At 44.5% G+C, this 18,413-nt stretch carries 20 protein-coding genes; 7 read left to right on the forward strand and 13 right to left on the reverse strand.

The annotated features are described in order from the left end of the window. Positions 1-33: 33 nt before the first annotated feature. Positions 34-810 (reverse strand): YesL family protein, encoded by a 777-nt coding sequence (locus AC1TPC_RS24905; protein WP_482069430.1) that lies wholly within the window; start codon positions 808-810, stop codon positions 34-36. A gap of 367 nt (positions 811-1,177) precedes the next feature. Beyond that, the gene (cshA, locus tag AC1TPC_RS24910; RefSeq protein WP_482069431.1) at positions 1,178-2,788 is read right to left on the reverse strand and encodes a degradosome RNA helicase CshA; all 1,611 of its coding nucleotides are present in this window, start codon (positions 2,786-2,788) and stop codon (positions 1,178-1,180) included. Positions 2,789-2,943: 155 nt separating this feature from the next. Between cshA and AC1TPC_RS24915 the strand changes: the two genes are divergently transcribed. The 3 genes from AC1TPC_RS24915 (at position 2,944) to AC1TPC_RS24925 (ending at position 5,552) form a co-directional block, all read left to right on the forward strand. Continuing rightward, positions 2,944-3,783, forward strand: coding sequence for a YitT family protein (locus tag AC1TPC_RS24915; RefSeq protein ID WP_482069432.1), 840 nt, complete (start codon positions 2,944-2,946; stop codon positions 3,781-3,783). Positions 3,784-3,921: 138 nt separating this feature from the next. Continuing rightward, entirely contained in the window at positions 3,922-4,116 is a 195-nt protein-coding gene (locus tag AC1TPC_RS24920) for a hypothetical protein (RefSeq protein WP_053376908.1), read from the forward strand. A 239-nt stretch (positions 4,117-4,355) separates the two neighbouring features. Beyond that, the gene (locus AC1TPC_RS24925; protein WP_482069433.1) at positions 4,356-5,552 is read left to right on the forward strand and encodes a putative glycoside hydrolase; all 1,197 of its coding nucleotides are present in this window, start codon (positions 4,356-4,358) and stop codon (positions 5,550-5,552) included. A gap of 116 nt (positions 5,553-5,668) precedes the next feature. Here AC1TPC_RS24925 and pfkA read toward each other — a convergent pair whose 3' ends face one another. The 3 genes from pfkA to AC1TPC_RS24940 form a co-directional block, all read right to left on the reverse strand. Then, positions 5,669-6,637 (reverse strand): 6-phosphofructokinase, encoded by a 969-nt coding sequence (gene pfkA / locus AC1TPC_RS24930; protein ID WP_482069434.1) that lies wholly within the window; start codon positions 6,635-6,637, stop codon positions 5,669-5,671. A gap of 30 nt (positions 6,638-6,667) precedes the next feature. Continuing rightward, positions 6,668-7,696: a tetraprenyl-beta-curcumene synthase family protein gene (locus AC1TPC_RS24935; protein ID WP_482069450.1), complete on the reverse strand. Its 1,029-nt coding sequence runs from the start codon at positions 7,694-7,696 to the stop codon at positions 6,668-6,670. Positions 7,697-7,775: 79 nt separating this feature from the next. Then, positions 7,776-8,093, reverse strand: coding sequence for a hypothetical protein (locus AC1TPC_RS24940; RefSeq protein ID WP_482069435.1), 318 nt, complete (start codon positions 8,091-8,093; stop codon positions 7,776-7,778). A 133-nt stretch (positions 8,094-8,226) separates the two neighbouring features. On the opposite strand from AC1TPC_RS24940, the gene AC1TPC_RS24945 reads away from it, so the two are divergent. Then, complete coding sequence (locus AC1TPC_RS24945; RefSeq protein WP_482069436.1) at positions 8,227-9,417, forward strand: MFS transporter; 1,191 nt, start codon at positions 8,227-8,229, stop codon at positions 9,415-9,417. An 85-nt stretch (positions 9,418-9,502) separates the two neighbouring features. Here the strand turns inward: AC1TPC_RS24945 and AC1TPC_RS24950 are convergent, their stop codons facing one another. From AC1TPC_RS24950 to AC1TPC_RS24960, 3 genes are all read right to left on the reverse strand, one after another. Then, positions 9,503-10,222 (reverse strand): YebC/PmpR family DNA-binding transcriptional regulator, encoded by a 720-nt coding sequence (locus AC1TPC_RS24950; RefSeq protein WP_482069437.1) that lies wholly within the window; start codon positions 10,220-10,222, stop codon positions 9,503-9,505. Positions 10,223-10,426: 204 nt separating this feature from the next. Next, positions 10,427-10,624, reverse strand: coding sequence for a cold shock domain-containing protein (locus AC1TPC_RS24955; RefSeq protein ID WP_482069438.1), 198 nt, complete (start codon positions 10,622-10,624; stop codon positions 10,427-10,429). Positions 10,625-10,704: 80 nt separating this feature from the next. Continuing rightward, on the reverse strand, positions 10,705-11,406 hold the full coding sequence (locus tag AC1TPC_RS24960) for a class I SAM-dependent methyltransferase (RefSeq protein ID WP_482069439.1): 702 nt from the start codon (positions 11,404-11,406) through the stop codon (positions 10,705-10,707). 162 nt (positions 11,407-11,568) lie between these two features. On the opposite strand from AC1TPC_RS24960, the gene AC1TPC_RS24965 reads away from it, so the two are divergent. The 3 genes from AC1TPC_RS24965 (at position 11,569) to pepF (ending at position 14,104) form a co-directional block, all read left to right on the forward strand. After that, positions 11,569-11,802 carry a hypothetical protein gene (locus tag AC1TPC_RS24965; RefSeq protein ID WP_482069440.1) on the forward strand — a complete coding sequence of 78 codons (234 nt, stop codon included), beginning with the start codon at positions 11,569-11,571 and terminating at the stop codon, positions 11,800-11,802. A gap of 131 nt (positions 11,803-11,933) precedes the next feature. Beyond that, positions 11,934-12,116: a hypothetical protein gene (locus tag AC1TPC_RS24970; RefSeq protein ID WP_482069441.1), complete on the forward strand. Its 183-nt coding sequence runs from the start codon at positions 11,934-11,936 to the stop codon at positions 12,114-12,116. Positions 12,117-12,313: 197 nt separating this feature from the next. After that, positions 12,314-14,104 carry an oligoendopeptidase F gene (gene pepF / locus AC1TPC_RS24975; RefSeq protein ID WP_482069451.1) on the forward strand — a complete coding sequence of 597 codons (1,791 nt, stop codon included), beginning with the start codon at positions 12,314-12,316 and terminating at the stop codon, positions 14,102-14,104. 428 nt (positions 14,105-14,532) lie between these two features. Here pepF and AC1TPC_RS24980 read toward each other — a convergent pair whose 3' ends face one another. From AC1TPC_RS24980 to AC1TPC_RS25000, 5 genes are all read right to left on the reverse strand, one after another. Next, positions 14,533-15,015: an HIT family protein gene (locus AC1TPC_RS24980; protein ID WP_482069442.1), complete on the reverse strand. Its 483-nt coding sequence runs from the start codon at positions 15,013-15,015 to the stop codon at positions 14,533-14,535. A 380-nt stretch (positions 15,016-15,395) separates the two neighbouring features. Next, positions 15,396-15,677 carry a hypothetical protein gene (locus tag AC1TPC_RS24985; protein ID WP_482069443.1) on the reverse strand — a complete coding sequence of 94 codons (282 nt, stop codon included), beginning with the start codon at positions 15,675-15,677 and terminating at the stop codon, positions 15,396-15,398. A 9-nt stretch (positions 15,678-15,686) separates the two neighbouring features. Then, on the reverse strand, positions 15,687-16,055 hold the full coding sequence (locus AC1TPC_RS24990) for an MmcQ/YjbR family DNA-binding protein (RefSeq protein WP_482069444.1): 369 nt from the start codon (positions 16,053-16,055) through the stop codon (positions 15,687-15,689). 107 nt (positions 16,056-16,162) lie between these two features. Further along, complete coding sequence (locus tag AC1TPC_RS24995) at positions 16,163-17,092, reverse strand: hypothetical protein (RefSeq protein ID WP_482069445.1); 930 nt, start codon at positions 17,090-17,092, stop codon at positions 16,163-16,165. A gap of 120 nt (positions 17,093-17,212) precedes the next feature. Then, positions 17,213-18,046: a DUF2785 domain-containing protein gene (locus AC1TPC_RS25000; protein ID WP_482069446.1), complete on the reverse strand. Its 834-nt coding sequence runs from the start codon at positions 18,044-18,046 to the stop codon at positions 17,213-17,215. Positions 18,047-18,413: the final 367 nt, after the last annotated feature.

Consider the following 18,413-nt stretch of genomic DNA (forward strand, 5'->3'; position numbering starts at 1 on the left):
TTAACAAAAGAAAAAGTAAACTTTGACCGACTGTTATTTACTGGACCCGCTCGAATCATCCTTAAGGAGATCGATACGGTCAAGCTCAGCAGCCTTCTCCGCCTCTTCCTCCTCCGCCAAACGCGCTTTCTCCGCTTGGTCCTGAAGCTTCTGGTAAATCAAATGGAAGTTCCAGAATGCCAAGTAAGCGATAATACTGCCCATAAAGAAAGGAATAAGAAACGTAAACTTCGTGCTGAAATACATAACCGCACCGCTCATAATTGCTGTAGATAGGGAACGGAAAGGCTTGCCGATTGTAATGAGAACGGCATTTTTCAGCAATTGAAACGTTTTCATATGATAATGGACAAGCATAGAGAAAAAATTAAATAGCGATACGATCAGCAGCACTAGAAAAGCAATAAAGATGTACGAAAGCAAATTCAATTGCTCACGATATACGATGAAATCAACAACCATAATCGCCAGCAGTACCGTATAAATAATACCGCCAAGCATGCTTTGCTTATAGTTTTCTTTGTAGCCGCGGAAAAAAGTTTTGAACAACGGGACATCGCCTTCACCCATTACCCATTTGCGGGCAACCGCAAACATGGCTGCAGTAGCTGGGAACAAGGTAAACGGCGCAACGACCGCCATTGCAATAAGAGCGGAATACATTTGACTGACATCCTGTGAAAAAAACAATCCCAACGCGAAGAAAAGGAATGGAATTGAACAGACCAACCATAATACATTGATAACCGATAACCGCATAATCCATTCGGAAATTCGGTAAAACCCACCCATTAGCCCTCTTGGTTCCATCGGATCTGCCTCCAGAAAAGTAAGATTACTCCCACCAGATCAACTTGCATAGTGACATGTAACCGCCCAATTTCTGATTCCTAGGCTAGCATCTAAACGGCATGAACCTATTCACAAAAGATATAAAGCCTCAGCCTTCACTACTTATGAAGTTCAAAAAGTGGTTGCCGCAATACTCTCGCAGCTCGGTTAATGTACCTCTACAGGTTGCAATCTCGTTATGTTTATTCTAAATGCATTTCTCAGTAAATCCAATTGTTGCCAAGATACATCATAGATTAACAATAAAAGAACCGAGGACGACCGGATGCCCGTTAGGGATACGGACTTCCTCGGTTTTTTTGGAAATCACATGGGTAAAGCTAAATTAGTTATTTACGCTGCCATCGGAAGAGCTTTTTGGACGACGGTTTTCAGTACGTCCTTCGCTGCTTCTCTTGCCGCCGTAACCGCCGCTGCTGCCGCCACGAGACTCATAGCCACCGCGCGAGCTGCCGCCAGTGCTGCTGCCGCCGCTGCTGCGTCTGTCATCGCGACCGCGATAACCTCCGCCGCTGCCGCCAGTGCCGCCGCTGCGGTTGCCGCCGTATGAAGAGGAAGAGCCGCTGCGATTAAATGGACGACCGTTCGAGCGAATGTCCGGCTTGCGTTTCTTAGCGCGAAGCGGATCTTCCGGAGTCAATTCGATTTCTACGTTTTTCTTCTCGCCAGTCAGCAATTTAATTGCTGCGGAAAGCAGGTGAACGGAATCATATTGCTCAAGCAATTGAATGGAAATCGCTTTGTATTCCGAGAACTCCTCGTTTTGAACGACTTCAAGAAGACGCTCTGCCGTTATGCGTTGTTTGCCTTCAATCGCTTCTGCAATGCTTGGAAGCGGCTTGCGGTTCATCTTCTGACGCGTAACTTTCTCGATGAAATGCAGGTGATCTGTCTCGCGCGGCGTTACGAATGACCAAGCTGTACCTTCTTTACCTGCACGGCCCGTACGACCGATGCGGTGAACGTAGCTCTCAGGATCCTGCGGAAGGTCAAAGTTGATAACATGCGTTACGCCAGATACATCGAGACCACGTGCAGCAACGTCAGTTGCTACCAGTACATCGATGCTGCCGTCACGGAATTTGCGCATTACGCTATCCCGTTGGTTTTGTGACAAATCGCCATGCAAACCGTCAGCAGTGTAACCACGCTTTTGAAGCGCTTCGCTTAGCTCATCAACCCGGCGTTTTGTACGGCCGAAGATGATTGCAAGCTCAGGTGATTCCATATCGAGCAAACGGCTAAGCGCTTCGAACTTCTGGCGCTCATGCACTTCAATGTAAGATTGCTCGATAAGCGGTGCTGTGATTTGTTTCGGAATAACCGAAACATGCTCTGGGTTTTTCAGAAATTGCTGTGCAAGCTTCTGAATGTTAGCTGGCATTGTAGCGGAGAACAGCATCGTGTGACGCTCTTCTGGCACTTGCTTCAGGATGGATTGAATGTCCTCCATGAAGCCCATGTCAAGCATTTCATCCGCTTCATCCAAGATAACCGTTTGCACATCTTCAAGACGAATCGTCTTGCGGTTGATATGGTCAAGCAAACGACCAGGTGTACCAATAATAATTTGAGGCTTCTTCTTCAATGCACGGATTTGACGACCAATTTCTTGTCCACCATAAATCGGCAACGAGCGAAGACCTTTGAATCGAGTTAACTTCCCAATCTCGTCAGCCACTTGAATAGCGAGTTCACGGGTTGGCGTCATTATTAATGCGACAATGCGTTCCTCGCTTGTCGGAATTTTGTTAATGAGCGGAATTCCGAATGCCGCTGTCTTTCCTGTACCCGTCTGTGCTTGGCCAATTAAATCTTGCCCAGCCATAGCAATAGGGATCGCTTTGTCTTGAATCGGGGTAGATTCCTCGAATCCAAGTTCGGTAATTGCTTGCAACACTTTTGGTTCCAAGCCAAATTCAGCAAATGTTTTCAAACTTTTCTCAAACTCCTTTTATCTGCAGCTTACTTAAGAATATCCAAATCATTATAGCACACAATCATTCATGAATACCAGCGAACCAATTAAAGCCATACTAATCGTGACAAAATAAAGCAAACAGATACGTCGGTTGCATTGGAGCGATTGCCATGAATCCGCACTCCCTGCGTTACCTTTATACGGTGCCGGTTATGACGGCAGGAGCCTTCCTTATTGCGCTTGGCTTCAATCTATTCCTCATTCCGCATCAGTTGCTGGCCGGCGGAATATCCGGTATTTCTATGATGATTGGCTATATATCCGGCGGAAATATCGGATGGCTTTATTTCATTCTCAACTTACCGGTACTCTTATGGGGATGGTTCGTAGTTGGCCATCGGTTTATTATTTGGAGCATCTATACCGTCATCGCGTCCACCTTGTTTCTGCAACTCCTTCCTATCGTCAAAATAGTCGATGACATCGTGCTTGGCTCCGTTTTTGGAGGCATTATCATTGGCTTCGGAAGCGGCCTTGCGATGCGCTATGGCGGCTCCTCGGGGGGCTTCGATATTATTGCCTCAATCGTTACGCGCAGGCGCGATTTGCCTGTTGGGATGATTATCTTCATATTAAATGGCGTTGTCATCGCCCTGCTCGTTTTGTTCACAAACAATTGGAATTCTGCCCTGTACTCGCTTGTCGCCATTTTTTCCGCTGGAAAAGTAGTAGATCTCATTCATGTGAGGCATATTAAGCTAACAGCCTTTATCATCACGACTAAGACCGATGAGCTTCTTGCGAAGCTGCTCCTGCACCCGCGCGGCATTACCATAATCAAAACACGCGGTGCATATTCATCGGCTGAACGCGATCTGCTGATGACTGTAAGAACAAAATACGAAATAGCAGAGCTTAGCAAAACGATAACCACGATCGACCCGCATGCATTCATTAACATCGTGGAAACGGTAGGCGTCATTGGCGACTTTTCGAAGCCAAAAGACTAATCCATATACGCAGGAATGGATTTTGCACTGTATCCCTATGTTTTTGAAAATGATCCTGATATAATGTTTGTATCCCGTAGCTTTGGTTTCTTGCCATATGATTTCCCCTAAACATTCGATATGAAAGGGTGATGCTCAATGGATATGGAAACGGTCAAATTGTCTCAAATTGTAGAGAAGCTTGCCCCAGAGCTTAGTCCTTTTCTTACTGCACGTGAATTGGACATCAGCATCGTGCTGCGCGACGGTCTAGCCTTGCTTGAACCCGCAGACGCAATGGAAATTGTGCAGCACAGTATTTGCAATCAGCAGAGAGAAGCTTTGTTACAATGACAATGCGGGACAAACGGATTATTTATGCGCCAGTCGAGATTTATCCGACTGGCTTTTTGTTTTTTTCCAAATATATCCTCTGTAAAAACACAACTGTTATGTACCAAAAATCCACAAACAAAATGATCCTTTCTTGCTCATTTGTCACATATACTTTGGTATTCCATCAAAAAAGTTAATGACCCAGCATGCCATCTGCTTTATAATTTGAACAGAATAGCTAACGGGGAGAGAGCAAAATGGACATCATCATTTCAACCTTACTGCTACTGTACAGCTTGCTCACAGGAAGCGGAGAAGAAAGTTCCGCAGCCAAGCAGCTTGCAATTGCCTACCTGAATTCCGCAGCTGGACACACCATTATTCAACCGGATTCGACTTTGGCCGGAGGCAAAAATCCAGGAGCATCTGAAGCTGGCCAGATCAAGAAGGATCCACAGCCGGATACTCCGCCGATAAAAGGCATCTATGTAACAGCCCACAGCGCGGGCGGCGCGCGCATGGCATCTTTATTGAAACTGTTGGATGATACCGATTTAAACAGTATGGTTATTGATATCAAAGATGATAACGGGTACATTACATATCCTACAACGACTCCTGAGCTGCTGGAGGTCGGTGCTTCCAAGAAATATATAAGAGACATCAATCAAATGATGATGACGCTTAAGCAGCACAAAATTTATCCGATTGCAAGAATCGTCGTGTTCAAAGATACCGTACTTGCCCGCAAACAGCCGGAGCTGTCCTTCCTCCATCAAGATGGAACGATATGGAAAAATGGCAGAGGCGAAAGCTTCGTTAATCCTTATCGCAAGGAAGTTTGGAATTACAACATCGCTGTTGCAAAGGAAGCGGCTAGACTGGGCTTTAAGGAAATCCAATTTGACTATGTGCGATTTCCGGAGGGCTTTGAGAATAAAGCAGCCTCCCTCACCTTCAGCAAAACGGAGCAAAGCAGGGTTGACGCAGTTGCAGGCTTCGTAAAATACGCGCGTGAGCAGCTTGAGCCGCTTGGCGTTCGTGTCTCGGTCGATATTTTTGGATATGCCGCATCCGTGCCGGCAGCCGAAGGAATCGGGCAGGACTTCGTAAAAATATCGAATGATGTACATGTCATTTCGCCTATGATTTATCCCAGCCACTACAGTACAGGGTGGTTTAAACAGAAAGACCCCGATCGCAGCCCGTACGAGACCATTAAAGGGGCGATGCTCGATACACACAAGAAGCTCGATCCTATCGTAGAGCTAAAGCCGATCATCCGCCCTTGGATTCAGGATTTCACAGCGAGCTGGCTGGGCAGCGGCCACTTCATCAAATATGGCAAGGCCGAGGTAGAAGCACAAATCAAAGCTCTGCAGGATACGGGAGTTAAGGAGTACCTGCTCTGGAATGCTGGCAATAAATATTCGCCGGGCGTTGCGTACAAATAAATAAACAGCCTCTACATCAAAAAAGTCCACCTGCGCTTTGAAAGCGTTGGTGGACTTTTTTTGGATGTTGTTATTTGAGCGATGACAGCAATGATCATCTGCGCTGCTCACTTAAATTACTGGGATAAACGAAGAGCCAAATCGTACATGGACATGTCAAAAGGCTTCTTCGTATTTACCACGGTATCGATATCTGTTGTAACCAGCTCACCGCGCACAACGCCGCAAGCTTTGCCTGAGTCACCATTCATAAGCTGTCTTACTGCAAAGTCGCCAAGACGGCTTGCCAAAATACGGTCGATTGCCGTTGGCGTTCCGCCGCGCTGAATGTGGCCGAGCACCGTTACGCGCGGTTCAATTCCGCAATGTGATGTAATTTGCTGTGCGACATCCTCGCCTTTGCCAGCGCCCTCGGCGACAACAATAATACTATGGCGCTTCCCTTTGGCAAAGTTCGTTTTCATACGCTCAGCAACCTCCGTCAGCTCAAACGGAACCTCCGGCACAAGAATCGTTTCAGCGCCGCTCGCTAGACCAGCGTGAAGCGCGATATCTCCGCAGTGACGCCCCATAACCTCAACGATCGACGAGCGCTCATGCGAGGACATCGTATCGCGGATCTTGTTAATCGCGTCAACAACGATGCTTACCGCAGTGTCAAAGCCGATCGTGATGTCTGTGAACGGGATATCGTTGTCAATCGTTCCTGGCAGGCCCATCGTCTTGATGCCAAGCTTGCTTAGCTTGTTAGCGCCTTGATAGGAGCCGTCGCCGCCAATAACGACCAAGCCGTCGATACCTCTTGCACGCAGCACTTCAGCGCCGCGCTGCTGTCCTTCAGCGGTAACAAACTCCTTGCATCTAGCCGTTTGCAAAATAGTACCGCCTCGTTGGATGATATCGCCTACGCTTCTCAAATCCATTTGGCGCAAATCATCATTAATAAGCCCTTGATAGCCTCTCTGTACCCCATAGACATCTAATCCATAAAATAGTGCGCTTCTTACGACAGCACGAACGGCTGCGTTCATACCTTGCGAATCTCCTCCGCTTGTCAGTACTGCGATTGATTTGACTGCAGACATGTTCCATTCCTCCACATTTTTCATTTATAGTTAAGCCTGTTGCTTCCGAATCCAGATGCTGTTTATAAGGAAAAACAGGCGTGTTATCGGACTGTTCTTCATTAGCCTCCTTGATACATCTCTAACATCCGCCTGGTGGCGGACCTTCGGGTCTGATAAATACAAGGCCAGCAGCCCTTCAATAATCAAACGATGAAAACGGGAAGCAGGAAGCTGCTTCACATCCTCACGCGCGCGGTTCACGATGGTTCCGAGACGCTCAACAAGCAGACCTTCATTATCATAATAATTGCAAAAATTTAGATCGCCGCCTGCATGGTCCTCTTCCTGATCGATTAAATAATCGAGCAAGATATGGAGGCCGCATACATGCGGAAAGTAAATGTTTTTGATCGAGGCTGCATCCTGCTCTGATAACTGGTCTTCGCTCGCCGCTAAAAAAAGCATAAACATGCCAAGGGTCGAGCCTGTTGCCGCAGCAAATTCATTCCATTTCAGATTAGGGTAATCGCTGCGATGCAGCTCCCACCATGCAAGCAGATGCTCCTCGCGCAAATCCTCATGAATATGCTTGTACACCTGCAAATCGCCATACAAGCCTACCAGCCCGGTTACATGCTCCTGCACGCTTCTATAAGATGGCAGCTGCGCGATTTGAAGTTGGCAAGTGCGAACAAGATGATGCAAATAACCGCCATCGTCCTTTTCACTACGAAATGCATAATAATCCTGAAGCTTTGCTTCGGGATTGACGGCATCAAGCATCGATTGATGCAATAATCGAAAATCATCCGGATCAAGTGAGGTGCTTCGATCGCAAAGGTTGTCCAAGTAGTCGCTTATCGTCTGCAAAGCTACAATAAGCGGAATAAGCACATGTCTGCGCTCCAGATTCGCAGCCGCATATACGCCGCCGCCTTGGCAATGAAACTTTTTGCTATTCATACTGCTCAAAGCCTGGGTTCGAAGCTCCGCATCAGGTATTTGCTGCGCGAGAAGACGTAGCCCCTCGAGCTCTCGGTCCACTGCAGGCAGCACATACTTATATACGCGATGCATGAGCCTAAGCGGACTCTGCGGCACCCGTTTGCCAGATAAAGTCGTCAATCTCACGACGCACCCCTCCTCGAAAACATGTTCATGAATGTCGGCGTGATTCTAATTGCTGATCGATGCGATACCAAATATGAAGATCGTTAATCCTGCTTGCATAATCGGCAATTTCATAGTTTAGTATACAGGATTGCTCAAAGCTATCTTCTTCAAACAGCTGAGCTTGCTTCACGTTGATGAGCTGTTCAAGCTCCATGATGCGATCAGGAATCGTTCCGCGTATAAGCTCCCACTGCTCAACGATCGTAAGCTGCACAGTTGTTTCATACTGCTCCCATTCCATTTCCAGCACGGGAATACGGATCCGAAGCCGTTCATTCCAGTCAAAACGATAAGCTCCCATTGTAAACCTCCACCTCTAAATGTACCATTTCGAATCATAATAATCCAGCTTCAAATCTCATTGGTCCGATTGCTAATCCATGCTATACTGATATGCATATTATTTAAGATAGAGATGGAGTGAGCATTCAACGATGGATACACCAGATACTGCCAAAGTAGAGCGCTCTTCGACAGCTCGCAAGGAGACATTTTCACTGCGCTTATTTAGCTTCTCTGCCTATTCTACGGCGGCGATGGTCGTCTCCTTTATCCCGCTGTATTTTCTGGATAGAGGCTTTTCAGAGCAGCAAATCGGCATCATTTATTCAACAGGACCGTTTATATCGATCTTCGCCAACATCATCCTCGGCATGGCAAGCGACAAGTACAGGACGATCAAAAAGCTGTTGATGCTGCTCTTGTTTGGCCAGCTTGTTATGATATCGCTGCTATTTCCTATAGAGAACTTTGCGCTTGTATGCCTTGTCATGATGGGCTTTTATTTTTTTCAGACACCAATAAACCCGCTGAGCGACAGCTTGCTGCTATTATCCAGCCAGTATACCGGAACGCCTTACGCACTGATACGTATATTTGGATCGCTTGGCTTTGCGGTTACCGCGTATTCGTTCGGACTCTTTTTAAAAGAAGTAGGCTCGAAATGGACGCTGCCGCTTGCCCTTTTCACAATTGCTATCACGCTTATTCTGACAACACGAATTAAGGATTACCAAGGAAGTGCCCGCAAGATCGACTTCTCCGGCTTCTTTAAGCTGCTGCGCCAGCGCGATGTGCTGCTGTTCTTTTTAATCATTTTGACGATATCCATCCCTCACCGGATGTACGAGGGCTTTCTTGCCGTTACGATGCGTCAAATGGGCGCCAGCGACTCGCTTGTCGGACTTGCATGGCTGGTGTCTGCTTTGAGCGAAATTCCAATTCTGTTTCTACTCGGCAAATACGGGCATAAATTCAAGGAGCTTCCGCTGCTTATGATCGCATCCATTATGTATGCGGTTAGGCTATGGCTGCTTAGCGATATTCAAGATCCGCGCTGGGTTATTGCAACGCAAGCGATGCACAGCATCTCGTTTGGCATTTATTTCTCAACAGCGCTTCGCTACCTGTCGCATCTTATACCAGATGAGTTCCGCGCTTCCGGGCAAGCCGTTTATGCAGTCGTCTGGACAGGACTTGCCGGTGTAATCAGCGGGATGTTCGGCGGCTTTGTTTATGAGCAATTTGGCCGCGAAACGTTCTTCCGCATGGGTGCGGGCTTTGCGATCGTCGCAGCGGCAGCCTTCCTTGCCCGCTACTATTTCAGTCGAACAGATCGTTTATAATCCATTAGAAAAAAAACAGGGCTGCTTCCTTCTGCGTGTGCAACACACGAAGGGAGCAGCCCTGTTGCCTTATATGAGAGTCGTCTTATTCCGCAATTTCGAAATTAGAATAAACATCCTGAACATCGTCATTGTCTTCAAAAGCATCCATCATCTTAAGCAGCTTATCCGCGTTTTCGCCTTCTACCTTGACGATATTTTGCGGCAGCCAGCGAACGCCGGCATTGACGAATGTATAGCCATCCTTCTCCAGCGCGTTCTTCACCTGCTCAAACTCATGCGGGTGCGTTAAAATTTCAAAGCTGTCATCATTGACGACAACGTCCTCAGCGCCAGCTTCAAGCGCGATCATCATCATGGAATCCTCATCGGTCTCATGAACTTCACGATCCACAACAAGCAGTCCCTTATGATCGAACATATAGCCTACGCAGCCGCTCTCGCCCATGTTGCCGCCGCGTTTGTTGAATGCGGACCGAACATCAGCAGCGGTACGGTTGCGATTGTCTGTCAAGCATTTAACCATGATCGCTACACCGCCAGGGCCATAGCCTTCATACATAATATCCTCGTACTCAACGCCGTCACCAGCGCCTGCAGCCTTCTTGATCGCTCGCTCGATATTATCGTTCGGCATTTGCTCTGCTCTAGCATTGGCAATGGCCGTCTTCAGACCGAAGTTGGCGTCCGGATTTGGCCCGCCTCTTCGCGCTTGAACGTAAATTTCACGTCCGAGCTTAACGAACTTGTTATTTTTAGCCTGATCGGCCTTACCTTTACGGTCTTTGAACAATTTAAATTTCATTATGCTCGCTCCCCTGACAAAGTTTCCAAGCAACAGTTTATCACCGCAGGTAGGTCCTGGTCAATGAAAGCGAGCGCAAACGGCCGTTATGTAAAGTCACCTATTTGTAAGTAATTGTGTAACCTTTTAACAAAATCATACAGCAACGTAAAAAGACTCCCTGTCGCCAGGGAGCCTCTTCAATCGTTCATTCGCACATTTTTACTATGCTTTAGTGACGTTGGCCGCTTGAGCTCCGCGGTTACCCTCAGTAATGTCGAATTCGACCGCTTGCCCTTCATCTAAAGATTTGAACCCATCACTTTGAATCGCAGAGAAATGGACGAATACATCTTCTCCACCCTCTGTTTGGATAAAGCCGTAGCCTTTCTCCGCATTAAACCATTTAACTGTACCTTTCATTTTAACAACCTCCTAAATATTACCGCCTTTTACATATAGGCGAATAAAATTATTATATCTATCCGAAAAACAAAAAGCAATCAGACTTGATTTTTCAAATAATGACTAGACTTGGGAATAAATGGGAGATACGAAGAAGGCAGCTCCACCCTGCCTTTATTTGATGAAATCACGTCCATTAACTGCTCAAGATTAGGGTAAGGCTCCCAATTAAGCGTAATAAGCGGGTAAATTCGGATTTGTCCACCTGGCTTGCAAATTCGCATCAGCTCTAATATAGCTTTTATGTGAAATTCATATCCGAATTGATCTGCATACAAAAACATAAAATGACTGCAAAGCACGAGCGAAAACTGATCATCGGGAAATGGCAGCTCAGGCAGCTTCCCATAAACATAATGATTGGCCGCTTTATGATCCCGTACATGAGCAGCAAATCGCTGAATAGACTCCTCGCGGCTTGCTCGGTGATTTTCAAGCGAGCCATAATAGCTCCAGTCGAAATGATCTTTCACTTTGGCAAGCTTGGCCGTAGATGTATCAATCTCCTGCTTTGCCTCTTTGATCCACTCTTCAATCCCAGCACCATAGCGCGGATCAACGGCAAATGCCGAATATCCTCTTTCGTTTGCCTCCGCAGTAAAGGAGGAACCTCCTGCAGCTACATCCAGAACGGAACCAATCTCCAGATCCGATGGCTGCAAACCAAACATTTTAACATACTCCTCGAAGCTTCTGCATGTCATCGCAACACCGATTTGCTCATAACCTTGCTTGCTCATTCGCTCAGCTCTCCTCGTCTCGTCTCATCTCGTCTCATCAAATCTTTACCATTCTCGTCTCTTTTGAGCTTGCTTCTTATGCTGTCGTATTGATTACAGCCTCCATAATGGCTATGATGATAAGAATACCATAATTAACTACTAAAAAGGGTGAAAAAAAGGATGTTCAAAAAATACGAAATTTACAAGACCGACAAATACAATATGCTGACGGTTGAAGTACAAGGAAAAACGCTTATCGTTCGGGAAATTTCCGATCAATGGGGAGAAGACACTCATACCTTCATTAGCAGACCTGAAATGATGCATTGGGCGCAAAATCGGTATCGCGCTTCCGACTTTGTCGGCCGCGAAGAAGAATTAGAAGCGATCATGCAAGCATTGAAAGAAGTTTAACACCCGCTATTATTGAAATGCGGCAGGAAAATTTACCCTATGCGGCGAACATATCGTTACTGGTCGAAGCATAGGTAAAATGATGAAGCTGCTGTACATGCCAGCTTATTGTCAGGAGGCTTTACCAACAGATGGACTCTACTGCTTCGATTATTTTTATTATTGCAGCCTTCTCGCTTGGAGCGATTGTCATTATGAAACGCGACTCCTTGCCCACAGGTCTGCGCCGCGGACTTGCGATGGTATCCATCGCACTTATTGCGTTTGCGTTTTTTCTCATTGTTTATGCCTTTTTCACGATGGGTCCAGCATAGCCGGCAGGCTGCTGAATATTCGAAATTACGTTCGGACATAGTAAACACAAACTGTGTCCCGAGGTGATATCTGGATGAAATGGCTCCCCCTGCTGCTTGCTTTAAGCCTTGTGCCGGGTGCTGCAGCTTCCAATGACGCAGCACCAGCAGCTCGCAAGCAAGCTTTACCAACCTTATCCATACCAAGGAGGAATTCGATGAATCACGTACCAAAACGTTCTGAATCCGCGCCTGAGACCCGCTGGAAGCTAGAGGATTTATTTGAAAGCCAAGCGGCATGGGACAAGGAATTTGCAGAAGCGAAGGCATTAATCAAAAAACTCCCTGAATTCCAAGGCAAGCTTGCCGACGTAGCTCAGCTTAAAGCGTGCTTTGAGCTTGAGGATGAGCTGTCGATGCATGTGGAACGGCTTTATGTATATGCGAATATGAAGCATCACGAGGATACAGCAGAGTCAACCTATCAAGCTTTATCCGATAAATCGAAAAAAATTAGCGTTGAATCAGGCGAGGCACTCTCCTTCATCACACCAGAAGTGCTAAGCTTGCCGGATGATAAGCTGGAAGCAATCATTGCAGATGAGTCGGTAGCTAAATTTCGCCATACGCTGGAAGAAATGCGCCGCCAAAAGGCTCACATTTTAACGAAGGACGAAGAAGCGCTGCTTGCTCAGGTCGGCAATATGAGCTCCGCTCCAGGCACGATCTTCAACATGCTTAACAATGCGGACTTAAAGTTCCCTAAAGTAAAAAATGAAGACGGCGAAGAAGTCGAACTGACGCATGGCCGTTACATACAGTTTCTCGAAAGCAAAAATCCAGATGTGCGCCGCGAGGCGTTTAAAGCGGTATACGAGACGTACGGCAAGCTAAAAAACACGCTCGCTTCTACATTGACTTCAAACGTAACAAAAAATATTTTTTATGCGAAGGCTCGCAAATACGACTCCGTGCTCGATATGTCCCTCTATGGGGACAACATTCCGCAGGAAGTTTATACGAACCTGATCAATACGATTCATAAGCATCTCCCGCTTATGCACCGCTACATGGAGCTTCGGAAGAAGCTGCTTGGTCTGGATGAGCTTCATATGTACGACTTGTTCGCACCGCTCGTTGATGAGTTCAAGATGGACATTACGTATGAGGAAGCTAAGAAAACGGTAAGCGAAAGCTTAAAGCCGCTTGGCGATGATTATTTGAAGGTGCTGCAAGAGGGCTTTGACAATGGCTGGATTGACGTATATGAGAATGAAGGCAAACGCAGCGGCGCTTATAGCTGGGGAGCTTTCGGAACGCATCCTTACGTGCTGCTCAACCACAAAGACAACTTAAACAGCATGTTCACCTTAACACACGAAATGGGCCATGCGCTGCATTCCCATTACTCGGATACGAATCAAAATTACCGGGATGCGCAATATACGATTTTCCTAGCCGAGGTCGCTTCTACTTTGAATGAAGCTTTGCTAATGGATTATCTTCTTGGCAAATCGACTGATCCGAAGGAAAAAATGTATTTGCTCACCTATTACGCAGACCAATTCCGCACGACGGTATTCCGTCAAACGATGTTTGCGGAGTTCGAGAAAATCATACACGAGCGCTCTGAGCAAGGCGATTCGCTGACTCCGCAAGAGCTTAGCAAAATCTACTATGATCTGAACGTCCAGTATTATGGTCCAGGCATGGTTATCGATAAGGATATCGAAATGGAATGGGCGCGCATTCCCCATTTCTACAACAGCTTCTACGTGTACAAATATGCAACGGGCTTCTCCGCGGCAACCAGCTTCTCCAAACAAATTTTGGAGGAAGGCCAGCCGGCAGTTGAGCGTTATCTTGGCTTCTTGAAGAGCGGCGGCAGCGATTTCTCCATTAATATTTTGAAGAAGGCTGGCGTTGACATGTCTTCTCCTGAGCCGATCGAGCAAGCGATGAGCGTGTTCGAGGAGCTTATTGGTCAGATGGAGCAGTTAACGAAGTAGCACTTTGAAATAATGGTTGTAAGAGCGAGCGTCAAGTAAGCTTGACGACTATATCCTCAGACCAGACTCCTACGCAAAAAAACGAGCCTCTAGAATCGCTTCTGAGGCTCGTTTTGCGTTATAGAAGCTGTGTTTGAATCTCCTAACCGCATATCTATCTCCTGCCATTGAAGATGGATCTGATATAACTGGAAAATGTCCATCTAATTCTCGTTTTCGCTTGAACTTGCATGAATTAACAGGAGCTTTTCCCGTTAAGTTAATATTTCCCCAAAGGCTTCAACAGCCACTTCTGCCGCCAGCCCAGCACACACGCTTACCACTTTTTCTCAGCGAGAAGCACCGGGGAGCAGCAAGCGGACCAGCGAGATTGGTTGCTTTGGCAATATTGCAATCGCGGGAGAGTAGATGGGATCGCAAACGTCGGCTCATAACAAACCTTTTCTTAACTTTTCTATACTTTTGATCACATAATTGTTATTCTCCTCATTGTTCATCTCGGTTCTCGCATGTCGTAGCGCAGGCCTTAATGATTCTACCGATTGTCCAAAATGCTTCATCCATTCATAACGTGGAACCATCCACAGATGAAAATGATGTGTAGTATCTTCATTGTAAAAGTAATAAACATGATCAATTTTCAACTCTTTTCTTTGCGCCTCACGTATCCTCCTTATCAACTGTATATATCGACTAGATTCCTCCTCCGTTAGCTCATCCATACAATAGAAATGCCGCTTTGCAGCCAAAATAACTAAACCAGGGATTGGATATGCCACATCCTGATGGGCATGAAATAACTCATCCTCATAAATGACGCCCCCTACTGGCTGGACTAAGCCGGAAGTAACTGCGCAGCTTAAGCATTCGACTTCTATCGGAACTCCATTTGCGAGTATAACCTGTCTCATAACAGCCCTCCTAAATTCACTCTCTATCGTTGCAGCGTATGACACATCTCCATTAGTGCAAAATAAAAGGCAACCAAATCTGGTTACCCTTAACAGCTATACTTTTTACCTAGAAAATTAAAAGTTTCAATTACGCAGGAATGAACGACTTCCGAAAATCTTTCTTTAATTGGATTCAGACTATCCTTTAGACCATAAATTTTCACTTGAGCCATGCTCCTCAACTCACCTTTCTCATCGCAGCTATTCTCAAATCTTTTTTCCAATATCATCCTAATTATAGCATGACTTCAGGAAATGGAATACTGTATCGTTTTATGAAATAATGAATTAACAATAATCGGCGGTTATGAATACCAAAACACAATCCCTCTTTTATGCTAGGAGAGCAGGCCTCCGATAAATATTACCCACAATTCGAGCAAGATCAAGGCAAAAAAACCTAGAAGAGCAATGATAGATTGGCTGGCTGACTGCCAATTTTTAACGCCTCCCAGTCCTGCCACACTTAAAAAAAACACAATTACAGCCGAAATCAAAATGACGTAGTGTGAGTGTGGATTAAAAAAATGTCCTGATGATGATGAAGCCACAAAGAAAGCTGCCCAGCAGAACAGCATGAACAAAAATGAAAATAAATTTAGTTTAGTCGCTATTTTCATAAAGCCTCCTTATTCAGTTGCTGCAAATTGCTTCACCAGACGTTTAGGTGCGGCACGCAAATAAGCTTCTTTGAGCAGGACGCTCATCTCTTCCCAATCTTGAGGATCACTTATGGACACCCAGCCGCGATGACCGATATAAGCAGGCTTGAAAAATCGCTCCTCCTGCAGTAAAATCTCCTGCGTCTCTAGATCTGACTTAAACGTAATTCCATAGTCGCTCATGATGATAAACGACTTGTCTTTCACTTTAAAAGTATTATGTCCATGCCCGTCTATTAAATCTACGACCTCAGGCAGCTCGTTACAGATGATGCGAACCTGCTCGAGCATATTGATTCCTTTAGCTGTTTTCATTCCACTCAAATCGTGCTCCATATTAGCCCTCCTCAAAATATTGATCATATATACTTCTTTCGTGACGGCGGCTACTTTTACCTTTTTAACAAAAAATCTCAATATCGAAATACCAACGTGCAGCTTCATTAATTAATTAAATGGAATATCTTTATTCCCTTTACGATGCCTCCCTCGACTTCTAATTGTGAATATAAATAACTATCTTCATCACGACTAATGTCATATGCGCAATTATTAGGGTCTGATCTCCCGTCTGGCATTATTTGTATATCAGGATAAATCGCTTGGACATCCGCGATCGAGTTGCCTAAGCGAGAATAATCACTTGCTTCTTTTTCTATTTCTGTAGCTGAATCCAGGTCAAAATAACCGACTTTTTTATCGAACAAATAATTCTGTATGATTGGCTCCTGCTCAAGAACTTTAAAATAGTAGTACATCTCGTCTTCTTTCACATATTCAGCACCAGCTATCTCGTTAGCCATAATCTCTTTCACTTCATCGAGGGAAAAGCTGTATTCAACAGCATTTGCTTCCATCGAATCAATTCTCCAGCCTGTATCATCTGATTTACGCAAATGGTATCTTACTTGATTCGCTTCTGGGTATGACATATTACCATAGGTTTTAAATTGTACGGTGACTTCTTCATTTGCTAATGAAATCACCTTAAAACTCGGCTGGTACATACTATTTTGATTAGCAAATACTAAGCCCGTTGGTTCCAAAATCCAACCAGGTTCATTATTGTAAATATACTCCCATGTTTTAATTGCATTTTTTGTATTGTATTTTAATAGTTCAGGCGTCAATTCTTCGAATGTTGGAGCTTCCTCATTACCAGCTTTTTTGTCAGCCACACTCATAACATCTAATGTTTGTCGCTCTAAATTACGAATGATTGTAATAAATGATTCATTTTCAACAATTGGCGTATTTTTGGATTCGTTGCTTGTTACACTCTCTATGGATGTTTCACTGCTGCAGCCTATAACGAAGAAGCTAATCATAATGAATAACATGAATTGAACAATAATCGTGTTTGTTTTCATCATATCCCCCCCTATTTTTATATATGGACGAATTCACTGGTAAAAAGTTTCAAAAAAAACATTTATTTAATACTTAAAAAAAGAGCCGCCCCACGGGACGACTCGTAATCTTTAATAGTTCAATTAATTCATTTTATTATGCCAAAATTTTAGGTTTTCTTCTATTTGATATCTAGCTCCATCATTTATATTTTTGTAGCCTAATCGGAAATAAAGAGTCTTAAGAAAATTCATTACATTCGTCTTTATTCGAAAAAAGTTTAAAGAACCACCTTCAATCTTATGAAGTTCCTCTAGTACATGAAATAAATTCAAAATCCATTGTTCTAAAATTGTTTCCCTCATACCTTTGTCAATAAGAGACTCAATAACACAAATAAGCCTTTCATCCTCATCATCCACATAGACTGTTCCTCTGATTAAACAATGACGTACGGTATCAAGGGAATCCGAAAAAAGCTCGTTACCAAATTGGGGATGTCTTATTGATGAAACCAACAAATCAGCTCCATGTGCTATACTATGAGCCCAACCTTTTCCTTCTACATATCCCCTCGTATCCCTCTCATGACGCAAATAAGAAATACTACTCTCAAATACATTTAGAATTGTGCTTGCAGGTAAGAAATTAAGTTCAATATCTTTAAGTAAAATAGCACCAATAACCAAGGAAGAAAATGACCGAGTAAACACCGAATCACTATTTGTTTCACAAATTCGAAAAAATAAATGTTCACAATCTACACAGGTTTTTAAAATATGCTGAAGTTGCCTCACATCTAAGTAATCATTATTAATCCATCTTGCAAAAGTGGAGTAAATCAGCACATCTCTTAGCTCTGAATCAGTCGAACCAATGTTAGTTAGCATATGATTAATGATTTCGTCTACATTTTGATTTAGAAGCTTTTCCTTCGTGAAATCTTTCAGTTCACTTAATTGAGTCTTTAACTCCATAATAATCACCCATTCTCAATTCATTATTTCCTCTACTTTTGCTTAGAGTCAGATGAGAGTTCTATGTAGATTGGTGTTTTAGATAAATAACCATTTCGAACCGCGAACCAGAAATGTCAGCGTTCTGATACGTTAACTTTTCAGCTTTTAATGTCATTTGAATTTCTCCTTTTATTAGATTATCACAGCGAACTGGTTCACAGTCTACACTCACTCGTTGAATATTTTTATTAAATACTAACTAACAACTTCCTGAATCCGTGATATAAATATCTGATTTCCATAGATTGAAAGAGTATTATGGAGTAAAATAGAGATAACAGCTCGTTTGTTGCTGTTTTCAAAATACACCTATGAGGTGAACTCC

This window comes from Paenibacillus sp. Y280 (assembly GCF_056786335.1).

What these genes read in the sequence shown, in the direction of transcription:
- AC1TPC_RS24905 (WP_482069430.1), bottom strand. Translation starts at nt 810, where the DNA reads ATGGAACCAAGAGGGCTAATGGGTGGGTTTTACCGAATTTCCGAATGG.
- AC1TPC_RS24915 (WP_482069432.1), top strand. Translation starts at nt 2,944, where the DNA reads ATGAATCCGCACTCCCTGCGTTACCTTTATACGGTGCCGGTTATGACG.
- AC1TPC_RS24920 (WP_053376908.1), top strand. Translation starts at nt 3,922, where the DNA reads ATGGATATGGAAACGGTCAAATTGTCTCAAATTGTAGAGAAGCTTGCC.
- AC1TPC_RS24925 (WP_482069433.1), top strand. Translation starts at nt 4,356, where the DNA reads ATGGACATCATCATTTCAACCTTACTGCTACTGTACAGCTTGCTCACA.
- pfkA (WP_482069434.1), bottom strand. Translation starts at nt 6,637, where the DNA reads ATGTCTGCAGTCAAATCAATCGCAGTACTGACAAGCGGAGGAGATTCG.
- AC1TPC_RS24935 (WP_482069450.1), bottom strand. Translation starts at nt 7,696, where the DNA reads ATGCATCGCGTATATAAGTATGTGCTGCCTGCAGTGGACCGAGAGCTC.
- AC1TPC_RS24940 (WP_482069435.1), bottom strand. Translation starts at nt 8,093, where the DNA reads ATGGGAGCTTATCGTTTTGACTGGAATGAACGGCTTCGGATCCGTATT.
- AC1TPC_RS24945 (WP_482069436.1), top strand. Translation starts at nt 8,227, where the DNA reads ATGGATACACCAGATACTGCCAAAGTAGAGCGCTCTTCGACAGCTCGC.
- AC1TPC_RS24950 (WP_482069437.1), bottom strand. Translation starts at nt 10,222, where the DNA reads ATGAAATTTAAATTGTTCAAAGACCGTAAAGGTAAGGCCGATCAGGCT.
- AC1TPC_RS24955 (WP_482069438.1), bottom strand. Translation starts at nt 10,624, where the DNA reads ATGAAAGGTACAGTTAAATGGTTTAATGCGGAGAAAGGCTACGGCTTT.
- AC1TPC_RS24960 (WP_482069439.1), bottom strand. Translation starts at nt 11,406, where the DNA reads ATGAGCAAGCAAGGTTATGAGCAAATCGGTGTTGCGATGACATGCAGA.
- AC1TPC_RS24965 (WP_482069440.1), top strand. Translation starts at nt 11,569, where the DNA reads ATGTTCAAAAAATACGAAATTTACAAGACCGACAAATACAATATGCTG.
- AC1TPC_RS24970 (WP_482069441.1), top strand. Translation starts at nt 11,934, where the DNA reads ATGGACTCTACTGCTTCGATTATTTTTATTATTGCAGCCTTCTCGCTT.
- pepF (WP_482069451.1), top strand. Translation starts at nt 12,314, where the DNA reads ATGAATCACGTACCAAAACGTTCTGAATCCGCGCCTGAGACCCGCTGG.
- AC1TPC_RS24980 (WP_482069442.1), bottom strand. Translation starts at nt 15,015, where the DNA reads ATGAGACAGGTTATACTCGCAAATGGAGTTCCGATAGAAGTCGAATGC.
- AC1TPC_RS24985 (WP_482069443.1), bottom strand. Translation starts at nt 15,677, where the DNA reads ATGAAAATAGCGACTAAACTAAATTTATTTTCATTTTTGTTCATGCTG.
- AC1TPC_RS24990 (WP_482069444.1), bottom strand. Translation starts at nt 16,055, where the DNA reads ATGGAGCACGATTTGAGTGGAATGAAAACAGCTAAAGGAATCAATATG.
- AC1TPC_RS24995 (WP_482069445.1), bottom strand. Translation starts at nt 17,092, where the DNA reads ATGATGAAAACAAACACGATTATTGTTCAATTCATGTTATTCATTATG.
- AC1TPC_RS25000 (WP_482069446.1), bottom strand. Translation starts at nt 18,046, where the DNA reads ATGGAGTTAAAGACTCAATTAAGTGAACTGAAAGATTTCACGAAGGAA.